Here is a 10,667-nt window from a genome sequence, read left to right on the forward strand (position 1 = left end):
GCGACCGCCACCGCCACCGTGCCCCTGCCCGCACCCGAGCCCGCGCCCGCGCCCGCACCGGTGTCCGCACCCCTCGGCGACGCGGCCGTCCCCGGGACCACCGGGGCGCTGCGGCTGCCCGAGGCCCCACTGCCGCCCGGCGAGGTGGACCGGCTGGTCGGCGGCCAGCACCACGACCCGCACGCCCTGCTCGGCGCCCACCCCGTCAACGGCGGCACCGCGATCCGGGTGCTCCGTCCCTTCGCCGACCGGGTCCTGGTGGAGACCGACCAGGGCTCCGTCGAACTCACCCACCAGCAGGGCGGCCTGTTCACCGGCCTGCTGGCCGCCCCCGAGGCCCCCGACTACCGGCTGCTGGTCGACTACCCGGGCGCCGAACCGCTGCGCCAGCACGACGGCTACCGCACCCCGCCCACCCTCGGCGAACTCGACCTGCACCTCATCTCCGAGGGCCGGCACGAGCAGCTCTGGCAGGCCCTCGGCTCGCACGTGCGCACGGTCGGCGGAGTGACCGGCACCGCGTTCGCGGTCTGGGCGCCGAACGCCGCCGGGGTGCGGCTGATCGGCGACTTCAACCACTGGAACGGCACCGGGCACCCGATGCGCTCGCTCGGCTCCTCCGGCGTCTGGGAACTCTTCGTCCCCGACATCGGCGAGGGCACCCACTACAAGTACGAGATCCACACCCGGCACGGCCAGGTGCTCGACAAGGCCGACCCGCTGGCCCGGGCCGCGCAGCTGCCGCCCGGCACCGCCTCGGTCGTCACCAGCTCCTCCTACCGCTGGCAGGACGGCGACTGGATGGCCCGCCGGGCCCGCACCGCGCACCACCGCGCCCCGATGTCGGTCTACGAGCTGCACCTGGCGTCCTGGCGGCCCGACCTCACCGACTATCGCGCGATCGCCGCCGAACTCCCGGCGTACCTGAAGGAGTTGAACTTCACCCATGTGGAGTTCATGCCGGTGATGGAACACCCCTTCGGCGGCTCCTGGGGCTACCAGGTGTCCGGCTACTACGCGCCCACCTCCCGGCTCGGCGGCCCCGACGACTTCCGCTTCCTGGTCGACACCCTGCACCAGCACGGCATCGGCGTGATCGTCGACTGGGTGCCCGCGCACTTCCCCAAGGACGACTTCGCGCTGGCCCGCTTCGACGGCGAGCCGCTGTACGAGCCGGCCGACCCGCTGCGCGCCGAGCACCCGGACTGGGGCACCCTGGAGTTCGACTACGGCCGGGTCGAGGTGCGCAACTTCCTGGTGGCCAACGCGGTCTACTGGTGCGAGGAGTTCCACGTCGACGGCCTGCGGGTGGACGCCGTCGCCTCGATGCTCTACCTCGACTACTCGCGCGAGGGCGGCGCCTGGACCCCCAACCAGTACGGCGGGCGGGAGAACCTCGACGCGGCCGCCTTCCTCCAGGAGATGAACGCCACCGTCTACCGGCGCTGCCCGGGGGTGATCACCGTCGCCGAGGAGTCCACCGCCTGGGACGGCGTCACCCGGCCCACCGACCGGGGCGGACTCGGCTTCGGCCTGAAGTGGAACATGGGCTGGATGCACGACTCGCTGGTCTACATGGGCAAGGACCCGATTCACCGGCGGTTCCACCACAACGAGATCACCTTCTCGATGGTGTACGCCTGGTCGGAGAACTACATCCTGCCGATCTCCCACGACGAGGTGGTGCACGGCAAGCAGGCGCTGGTCTCCAAGATGCCCGGCGACTGGTGGCAGCAACGCGCCAACCACCGCGCCTACCTCGGCTTCATGTGGGCCCACCCCGGCAAGCAACTCCTGTTCATGGGACAGGAGTTCGCCCAGGGCGCCGAATGGGACCACGAGCAGGGCCCGCAGTGGTGGGTGCTCGACGAGCAGTGGCCGGCCCACCTGGAGCACCTCGGCGTGCGCCGCCTCGTCCGCGACCTCAACGGGCGCTACCTGGACACCCCGGCCCTGTGGGAGCAGGACAGCGTCCCGGCCGGCTTCAGCTGGCTCGACGGCGGCGCCGCCGAGGACAACCTGCTCTCCTTCGTCCGGTACGCCGCCGACGGCACGCCGCTGGTCGCGGTCTGCAACTTCTCCCCCGTCGTCCGGCACGGCCGCCGGGTCGGCCTGCCCGCGCTGACCGGCCGCGACCAGCTGTGGGAGGAGGCGCTCAACACCGACGCCGCGGCCTACGGCGGCAGCGGGATCGCCAACTCGCACCCGGTGAAGTCGGAGGCCGTCGAGTGGGACGGCCAGCCGCGCAGCGCCGAGCTGGTGCTGCCGCCGCTGTCGACCGTCTGGCTCCGCCCGGTGTGACGGGCCGTTCCGGGCCGCCGCTCCGCCCCCGTGGCGCGGAGCGGCGGCCCGGCGGCTCAGGGGCCGGGCGGAGGGAACGCGGGCAGCGTCATGGGGCCGGAGGGGGCCCCCGGCGTCGCCGGCAGGGACAGCGTCGGCCCGGGCGCGGTGGGGGACCACCCCGGGCGCGCGGGCCTCTCGACGTCCGGGCCGAAGGGCGAGGGCAGGACGGGCGAGGGCGAGGCGCCACCCTGCTGCTGACCGGGCCCCGTCGGCCGGAAGGTGTCGGGGTCGATGGGGCCGATCGTCCAGGACGTCACCCCGTCGGTGCCCGACCCCGCGGTGGCCGACCCGGTGGGCAACGGGAGGGCGATGGGCTCCGGGATCGCGGCGGCAACCCTCTCCCAGCGCTTGTCCGCCGCCACCTCGGCGAGCCGGTCGGCCGTCATCGGCGGGTCGACCCGGGTGATCCCGGACCCCCGGTCCAGCGGATTGCGGTTCCACTCCTGGACCATCAGGTGGTAGCCGCTCTTGCTGTAGAGGGAGGCGGACCAGGTCTTCGACCCGTCCGGGTCACCGCTCCGGGCGGTGGCCTGGTAGACCACCAACTGCGATCCGTCCGCCGTGGTGGAGGAGGTGCACGCATCGGGGGCGGTGACATAGGCGCAGCCCTTGGCGTCCTCGGGCATCACCGAGGGGCCGGTGATCCAGAAGAGGTAGTACGCCAGGCCGTGCCCGTCGTCGTGGGTCAGCCGGATCTGCGGAGTGCCGCTGTCCGTCCCCCGTGCCTCCTCGACCTTCACGATGTTCCCCGCCGGCAGCAGCGGCGTGAACAGGTCGAGGAACTCCTGGCCGGACACCGGCGCCGCGGTCGCCCCGGCGGACGGCGTGCCGGCGGCCGCGACCCGGCCGGTGCCGCCGCCGGGCAGGTCGGCCACCGCCACCCCGCCGACGCCGACCAGGGCCAGCGCGGCGGCGCCGGCCACCATCGCCGCCCGCCGCCGGCGGCGCAGCCGGCGGCCGTACGACCAGGCGGTGTCGACCAGCGGCACGGTCTCGGTGTGGAAGGTCTCCCCCGCCCGGGCCATCGCCGCGGAGAAGTCCTGCTCGTACTGGGTGTCGGGAAGCTCCCGGTCTTCGGACATGCTGAACCACCGTTTCAGGTCGGTCGATGATGAAGGTGGGCGGGTCGGCTCAGTGGTCGGCGAGTTCGCGCAGGTCGTCGCCGAGCACGGCGCGGATCCGGCCCAGCGCCCGGACGGTCTGCGTCCGGACGGCGCCCGGGCTGCGGCGCAGCACCTCGGCGGTCTGCTCGACGCTGCGGTCCTCCCAGAAGCGCAGGACCAGCACCGCCCGGTCGCGCGGCGCGAGCCGGGCGAGCGCGTCGACCAGGGCCAGCCGCAGCGCCGGGTCGCTCTCCCGGGCGGCGGAGTCCGGCACCGAGTCCACGGGCCGCTCGCCGCTGCTGCGCCGACTGCGGTGCGACAGGAAGGCCCGCACCAGGACGGTGTGCGCGTAGCCGGCCGGGTTGTCGATCCGCTCGCGCGGAACGAGCCAGGAGGTGCGGTGCCACTGGGCGTAGATCCGCCCGAGCGCCTCCTGGACCAGGTCCTCCGCCAGGTGGGTGTCACCGCCCACGAGCAGGCAGGCGGTGCGGTACAGGTGCGGGGTCCTCGCCGTCGCGAAGGCCCGGAAGTCGTCGTCCCGGCCCGCCTTCGTCCGTAGCTGACTCTCTCGTGCCATCCGCCGGGCTCCCCTGCCTCGTTTTCCCCTACACCTGAATGACCTGCGGACGGCCGGGCACGTTACAGGCAGCCGCCGAATTCCCCTCGCCCGCCCGTGCGGCCTCGCGGCTAGGCTCCCCGCCGGGGACGTCGGTGGGGACCGGGGGGAGCTTCGTGGGGACGGTGCTGGGGTGGGGGTACGTGCTGCTGCCGCTGGTCTGCTGGGCGGTGCTGGCGCGGACCAGGGCGGTCGGGGCGGTGGTCGCCGGGGTACTGGCCGCGCTGGCGGTCGTCCCGGTGGGCCTGGAGTACGGGTGGTTCCACAGCCGGGCCGTCGCGGAGTCCCAGGCCGGCTATCCGCTCGCCGCCGGGCTGGTCGTGCTGCTCGGCTCCCTGGCCGAGCACCTGCGGCGCGGCCACCGGCCCGCCGGCGGGTCCGGCCGGACGACCGCCGCGATCGCCCTGACCGCCGCGCACGCGCTGCTCGGCCTCGTGATCGGCCTGCTCTACCAGCTCGCCGTCCACGAGCCCTTCTCGCCCGAGCGGTCCGAGCTGGCGCTGCCGCCCGGCCTCGCCGTCGCGCACGACAGCGGTCCCGACCGCGACTGCGGTCTGCACACCTGTCTGCGCGAGCTGACGGTGGTGAGCACCGAGGGCCTGCCCGCCACCGAGGTGGCCCGGCGGCTGCGGGAGCGGCTGACGGCGGAGGGCTGGCGCACCCGGCCGGACCTCGTCCTGGCCCACCGGCACGGGTGGCTGCTGGACAAGCGGACCACCCTGCTGTCCATCGCCGAGCGGCCGGCCGGGGTCGCCGTCGAACTCGCCGGGACGGACCGCTCCCCCTGGTGACCTTCGGCCCTTGCTCCCGCGCGACCGCTCCGCTCGCCGACGCACGTTCACGGTGCGAATGTATGGTCGATATGACCACTTCCTGAGACGACGGGACGGAGAGAACCGCGTGGCGCGCAGCGTGTACGTGACCGGGATCGACCGGGGCGACGGCCGGCAGGCGGTGGAGCTCGGGGTCATGGAGCTGCTCACCCGCCAGGTGGACCGGGTCGGGGTGTTCCGTCCGCTGGTGCACGCCTCCGCGCAGGGCGCCGCCGGCCCCGACCACGTGGTCGAGCTGCTGCGGGCCCGCTACCGGCTGGACCTGCCGGCCGCCGACCTCTACGGCCTCGACTACGAGGCGGCCGCCGCGCTGCAGGCCGCACAGGGCCAGGACGAGCTGGTCTCGGTACTGGTGGACCGGTTCCGGGCGCTGGAGCGCCGCTGCGAGGCGGTGCTGGTGCTGGGCACCGACTTCGCGGACACCAACATCCCCGACGAGCTGGCCTTCAACGCCCGGCTGGCGAACGAGTTCGGCGCCGCCGTGCTGCCGGTGGTGGGCGGCCACGGCGAGGACGCGGACGCGGTGATCGCCGAGGTCCGCAACGCCCACCGGGCGTACACCGACCTCGGCTGCGAGACCCTGGCGATGGTCGCCAACCGGGTCGCCCCGGCGGCCAAGCAGCCGGTGCAGCGCAAGCTGACCGAGAAGCTGCCGATCCCCGCCTACGTCATCCCCGAGGAGCCGGCGCTGGCCGCGCCGACCGTCGCCCAGCTGGTCGAGGCCACCGGCGCCGAGGTGCTGATCGGCGACTCCTCCGGTCTCGCCCGGGACGTGCGCGGCTTCGTCTTCGGCGGCGCCATGCTGCCGACCTTCCTGGACGCGCTGACCGAGGGGGCGCTGGTCGTCACCCCCGGCGACCGGGCCGATCTGGTGATCGGCTCGCTGGCCGCGCACGCCGCCGGCGCCCCGCCGATCGCCGGGGTGCTGCTCACCCTCGGCCAGCACCCCGGCCCGAACGTGATGGCACTCGCCGCCCGGCTGGCGCCCGGCACCCCGGTGGCGGTCGTCCCGGAGGGCAGCTGGCTCACCGCCGCCGCCCTGACCCATCTGGAGGGCAAGCTCTCCTCGGCCAGCCCCCGGAAGGCCGAGATCGCCCTCGGACTGTTCGAACTGCACGTGGACACAGCCGAGTTGACCAACCTGATCGAGGTCGGCCGGTCCGAGCGGGTGACCCCGATGATGTTCGAGCACGCGCTGCTGGAGCGGGCCAGGGCGGCCCGCCGGCACGTGGTGCTGCCGGAGGGCACCGAGGACCGGGTGCTGCGCGCCGCCGAGATCCTGCTGCGCCGCAACATCTGCGACCTCACCCTGCTGGGCGAGACCGACGCCGTCCGCCGCAAGGCCGCCGCCCTGGGCATCGCGCTGCCGGAGCCGGACGCCGGGGCCGACCGCGCCCAGGTGCGGATCGTCGACCCGGCCACCAGCCCGCTGCGCCGCCAGTTCGCCGAGCTGTACGCCAAGCTGCGGGCGCACAAGGGCATGACCGTGGAACTGGCCCTGGACGTGGTCACCGACGTCTCCTACTTCGGCACCCTGATGGTCCAGGAGGGCATCGCCGACGGCATGGTCTCCGGCGCGGTGCACTCCACCGCCGCCACCATCCGGCCCGCGTTCGAGGTGATCAAGACCTCGCCGGGCGCGTCCATCGTCTCCAGCGTCTTCTTCATGTGCCTGGCGGACAAGGTGCTGGTCTACGGCGACTGCGCGGTCAACCCGGACCCGGACGCCCAGCAGCTGGCCGACATCGCCATCCAGTCGGCCGCCACCGCCGCCCAGTTCGGGGTCGAGCCGAGGGTCGCGATGCTGTCCTACTCAACCGGCACCTCCGGCTCCGGGGCGGACGTCGACAAGGTCCGCAAGGCCACCGAGCTGGTCCGCGAGCTGCGCCCGGACATCCTGGTCGAGGGTCCGATCCAGTACGACGCGGCGGTGGACGAGTACGTCGCGGCGACCAAGCTGCCGGGATCGGCGGTGGCCGGCCGGGCGACCGTGCTGATCTTCCCGGACCTCAACACCGGCAACAACACCTACAAGGCGGTGCAGCGCTCGGCGGGCGCGGTCGCCGTCGGACCGGTGCTCCAGGGGCTGCGCAAGCCGGTCAACGACCTGTCGCGCGGCGCGCTGGTGCAGGACATCGTGAACACGGTGGCGATCACCGCCATCCAGTCCCAGGAGCGTAAGGAGCTCAAGGGTGAGTGAGGGTACCCGGGTCCTGGTGCTGAACGCCGGCTCCTCGTCGGTGAAGTACCAGCTGATCGACATGCTGGACGGCGCCCGGCTGGCCTCCGGCCTGGTCGAGCGGATCGGCGAGACCGGCGGCCGGCTGGTGCACACCCCGCGCGCCGGCGCCGAGCGGGAGGCCGCCCAGGCCTTCCCCGACCACGGCGCGGCCCTCAAGGCGGTCGCCGAGGAGCTGGCCGCCGACGGCCTCGGCCTGGACTCCCCCGAGCTGGCCGCGATCGGCCACCGGGTGGTGCACGGCGGGCTGCGGTTCACCGAGCCGACCGTGATCACCGACGAGGTGCTGCGGGAGATCCGTCGGCTGATCCCGGTGGCGCCGCTGCACAATCCGGCCAACATCACCGGCATCGAGGTGGCCCGCGCGCTGCGCCCCGACCTGCCGCAGGTGGCCGTCTTCGACACCGCCTTCCACGCCTCGATGCCGGAGTACGCCGCCCGGTACGCGATCGACCGGGCGGTGGCCGACGAGCACCGGGTGCGCCGCTACGGCTTCCACGGCACCTCGCACCAGTACGTCTCGCGGGCCACCGCGCGGCTGCTCGGCAAGGACCCGGCCGAGGTCAATGTGATCGTGCTGCACCTGGGCAACGGCGCCTCCGCCTCGGCGGTGAGCGGCGGGCGCTGCGTCGACACCTCGATGGGCCTGACCCCGCTGGAGGGCCTGGTCATGGGCACTCGTTCGGGTGATATCGACGCCGGGGTGGTCTTCCACCTGCACCGGGTCGGCGGCCTGTCGGTCGACGAGATCGACGACCTGCTCAACCGCCGCAGCGGGCTGCTGGGCCTGTGCGGCGACAACGACATGCGCGAGATCATGCGGCGCGCCGACGAGGGGGACGCGGACGCCCGGCTGGCCTTCGACGCCTACATCCACCGGCTGCGCAAGTACATCGGCGGCTACTACGCGGTGCTCGGCCGGGTGGACGCGATCGCCTTCACCGCCGGGGTCGGGGAGAACGCGGCGCCGGTGCGGGCGGCGGCCGCGGCCGGACTGGAGGAGCTGGGCATCGCCGTCGACCCGGAGCTCAACTCGGTACGCTCGCGCGAGCCGAGGATCATCTCGCCGCAGTACGGGCGGGTGGCGGTCGCCGTCGTCCCGACCGACGAGGAGCTGGAGATCGCCCGGCAGACCTTCGCCCTGGTGCACCGATCGGCCGAAAACTGACCCCTCGTCGTCTCGCTCCGCGGAATCCTTCGTCGGCGATTCCTTTCCATTCGGGCCGAATGCACCCATAACACGAACGGATAGACTGATCGATATGCGCCGAGCGAAAATTGTCTGCACCCTGGGTCCCGCGACGGACTCCTACGAACAGCTGAAGGCCATCGTCGAGGCGGGCATGAACGTCGCCCGACTGAACATGAGCCACGGCACCCACGCGGACCACGAGGAGCGGTACCGCAAGGTCCGCCAGGTCTCGGAGGACACCGGCAAGGCCATCGGCGTCCTGGCCGACCTCCAGGGTCCCAAGATCCGTCTGGCGACCTTCGCCAACGGCCCGGTGACCGTCGACAACGGCGACGAGTTCACCATCACCACCGAGGACGTCCCCGGTGACCAGCACATCTGCGGGACCACCTACAAGGGCCTGCCCGGCGACGTCAAGCCCGGCGACCCGGTCCTGATCAACGACGGCGTCATCGCCCTGGAGGTCGTCAGCGTCGACGGCCCGCGGGTGAGGACCGTGGTCGTCGAGGGCGGCGTGCTCTCGAACAACAAGGGCATCAACCTCCCCGGCGCGGCCGTCAACGTGCCCGCCCTGTCCGAGAAGGACAAGGACGACCTGCGGTTCGCGCTCCGTCTGGGCGTCGACATGGTCGCGCTGTCCTTCGTCCGCAACGCCGCGGACGTCAAGGACGTGCACGCGGTCATGGACGAGGTCGGCATCCGGGTGCCGGTCATCGCCAAGATCGAGAAGCCGCAGGCCGTCGAGGCCATGGAGGAGATCGTCCTCGCCTTCGACGCGATCATGGTGGCGCGCGGCGACCTGGCCGTCGAGTACCCGCTGGAGCGGGTGCCGCTGGTCCAGAAGCAGCTGATCACCCTGGCCCGCCGGAACGCCAAGCCGGTCATCGTCGCCACCCAGATGATGGAGTCGATGATCCACGCCTCGCGCCCCACCCGCGCCGAGGTCTCCGACGTCGCCAACGCCATCCTGGACGGCACCGACGCGGTCATGCTGTCCGCCGAGTCCAGCGTCGGCAAGTACCCGGTCGAGACCGTCCGCACCATGAGCCGGATCTGCGAGAAGGCCGAGGAGGAGCTGCTCTCCCAGGGCCTCCAGCCGCTCAACCCGGGCCGCAAGCCGCGCACCCAGGGCGGCTCGATCGCCCGCGCCGCGTGCGAGCTGGGCGACTTCCTCAACGGCAAGGCGCTGGTCGCGTTCACCAAGTCCGGTGACACCGCGCGCCGGCTGTCCCGCTACCGCTCGCCGATCCCGGTGATCGCGTTCACCCCGGACAACGCCACCCGCAACCAGCTCTCGCTGAGCTGGGGCGTCGAGGCCCACGTCACCGAGCAGGTCGGCTCGACCGACGCGATGGTGGCCCAGGTCGACGGCGAGCTGCTCCGCATCGGTGAGCTGGACGAGGGCGACACCGTCATCGTCACGGCCGGCTCCCCGCCCGGCATCCCCGGCAACACCAACATGGTCCAGGTCCACCACCTGGGCACCCGCAGCGCGTAAGCGGCGCGGAACAAACGCCCGTGGGGCGGTCCCTCCGACGAGGAGGGGCCGCCCCACGGGCGTACGCGGGTCCGGGCCGGGTCAGGCCGCCCCGGGGTACGGCTGGTCGTCGTTGTAGAGCTTCATGCCGGGGATCTTCAGCGTCCCGCCGAACTGGCCCGACTGGATCGCGGTGACCCCGGTCAGCTCGATCCACAGCGGCACCTGGAGCTGGCCGATCAGGTCGTACAGCCACTGCGGCAGCGGCCCGTCCGGGGTGAGGGTCAGCTCGCCCAGGTCGATCGGGATCGGCAGGCCGAGCACCTTGGCCAGGTGGCCGGAGAGCCGCTCGACGTACATGACGACCGGGCCCTTGCGCATCGTCGAGACCGAGCCGGGCGCGCCCTTCACATGGAAGGTCTTGCCGTTCCCCTGCAGCGTCGTCATGTGCAGGTTCTCGATGTCGACCGTCTCCACCTCGAACTTCAGCACCCGCTTGGTGCCGGTCGGCGTCTGGACGTTGACCACGCCCAGCAGCACCGCGTGGTTCAGGGTGAGCCGGCTGGTCTGGAGGGTCCAGTTCTGGTCCGGCACCAGGATCGGGTTGTCCGGCGGCTTGCCGGCCGGGCTCAGCGCCTTGGAGTCGACCAGGCAGTTCGGGTCCTTCGACGGGGTCCCCGAGGCGGACGGCGTCGCCGGGGAGGCCCCGGCGACGGGCTTCGCGGACGCCTTGCCGGACGTCTTCGCGGAAGCCGACGCGGAGGGCGCCGCGCCGCCGGTCGCCGGGGCGCCGGTCGAGGGCGCCGCGGTGGGCTTCGGGCTCGTCGGCGCGGTCGTGCCCGGCGCGGTGGTGGCCGGCGCGGT

The 10,667-nt window shown here is 73.0% G+C and carries 7 protein-coding genes and 1 pseudogene; 5 read left to right on the forward strand and 3 right to left on the reverse strand.

The genetic code is table 11. The features are described 5' to 3' along the window. On the forward strand, window positions 1-2,301 hold a 2,301-nt coding region (glgB, locus tag BI06_RS16630; RefSeq protein WP_369826136.1), incomplete at its 5' end, for a 1,4-alpha-glucan branching protein GlgB. Window positions 2,302-2,357: 56 nt separating this feature from the next. Here glgB and BI06_RS48100 read toward each other — a convergent pair. After that, entirely contained in the window at window positions 2,358-3,425 is a 1,068-nt protein-coding gene (locus tag BI06_RS48100; RefSeq protein WP_043468846.1) for a hypothetical protein, read from the reverse strand. A 49-nt stretch (window positions 3,426-3,474) separates the two neighbouring features. Beyond that, on the reverse strand, window positions 3,475-4,023 hold the full coding sequence (locus BI06_RS16640) for a SigE family RNA polymerase sigma factor (RefSeq protein WP_030392740.1): 549 nt from the start codon (window positions 4,021-4,023) through the stop codon (window positions 3,475-3,477). 155 nt (window positions 4,024-4,178) lie between these two features. On the opposite strand from BI06_RS16640, the gene BI06_RS16645 reads away from it, so the two are divergent. From BI06_RS16645 to pyk, 4 genes are all read left to right on the forward strand, one after another. After that, on the forward strand, window positions 4,179-4,853 hold the full coding sequence (locus BI06_RS16645) for a hypothetical protein (RefSeq protein ID WP_043468849.1): 675 nt from the start codon (window positions 4,179-4,181) through the stop codon (window positions 4,851-4,853). 109 nt (window positions 4,854-4,962) lie between these two features. Then, the gene (gene pta, locus BI06_RS16650; protein WP_030392742.1) at window positions 4,963-7,095 is read left to right on the forward strand and encodes a phosphate acetyltransferase; all 2,133 of its coding nucleotides are present in this window, start codon (window positions 4,963-4,965) and stop codon (window positions 7,093-7,095) included. Next, window positions 7,088-8,302: an acetate kinase gene (locus BI06_RS16655; protein ID WP_030392743.1), complete on the forward strand. Its 1,215-nt coding sequence runs from the start codon at window positions 7,088-7,090 to the stop codon at window positions 8,300-8,302. The genes pta and BI06_RS16655 overlap by 8 nt, the downstream gene beginning before the upstream one ends. A 94-nt stretch (window positions 8,303-8,396) precedes the next feature. Further along, on the forward strand, window positions 8,397-9,824 hold the full coding sequence (pyk, locus tag BI06_RS16660; protein WP_030392744.1) for a pyruvate kinase: 1,428 nt from the start codon (window positions 8,397-8,399) through the stop codon (window positions 9,822-9,824). An 81-nt stretch (window positions 9,825-9,905) separates the two neighbouring features. Here the strand turns inward: pyk and BI06_RS50825 are convergent. Then, a pseudogene (locus tag BI06_RS50825) lies at window positions 9,906-10,667 on the reverse strand (hypothetical protein); the annotation flags it as partial.

The sequence above is a fragment of the Kitasatospora sp. MBT66 genome, assembly GCF_000710405.2.
In the GTDB taxonomy this organism is placed as follows: domain Bacteria; phylum Actinomycetota; class Actinomycetes; order Streptomycetales; family Streptomycetaceae; genus Kitasatospora; species Kitasatospora purpeofusca.